Origin of the sequence: Staphylococcus sp. HMSC061G12 (assembly GCF_001838465.1) — a bacterium.
In the GTDB taxonomy this organism is placed as follows: domain Bacteria; phylum Bacillota; class Bacilli; order Staphylococcales; family Staphylococcaceae; genus Staphylococcus; species Staphylococcus simulans.
On the sequence record NZ_KV837166.1, the window covers coordinates 1 to 372 of the forward strand.

The window sequence follows — 372 nt, forward strand, 5'->3', positions numbered from 1 at the left end:
GGTTATCTCATCAACCGAATTTATTATAGAGCCAGGAAAAAATGCAATAAAAAAAGCACCCTTATCACAAGGGTGCAAGAGTGAGCCATAGAGGATTCGAACCTCTGACCCTCTGATTAAAAGTCAGATGCTCTACCAACTGAGCTAATGGCTCTAATGGCTGGGCTAACTGGATTCGAACCAGTGAGTGACGGAGTCAAAGTCCGTTGCCTTACCGCTTGGCTATAGCCCATTAGATGGTGGAGGGGGGCAGATTCGAACTGCCGAACCCGAAGGAGCGGATTTACAGTCCGCCGCGTTTAGCCACTTCGCTACCCCTCCGACAAATATATAATTCAAAATGGTGGAGAATGACGGGTTCGAACCGCCGAC

3 tRNA genes are annotated in these 372 nt (G+C 48.4%); all 3 read right to left on the minus strand.

The window, feature by feature from the left end:
• Nucleotides 1-81: 81 nt before the first annotated feature.
• Nucleotides 82-154: transfer RNA gene (locus HMPREF2937_RS12665), tRNA-Lys, on the minus strand.
• Between the two features lie 3 nt (nt 155-157).
• A tRNA-Gln gene (locus HMPREF2937_RS12670) sits at nt 158-232 on the minus strand.
• Between the two features lie 5 nt (nt 233-237).
• Nucleotides 238-321, minus strand: a tRNA-Tyr gene (locus HMPREF2937_RS12675).
• Between the last annotated feature and the right edge of the window lie 51 nt (nt 322-372).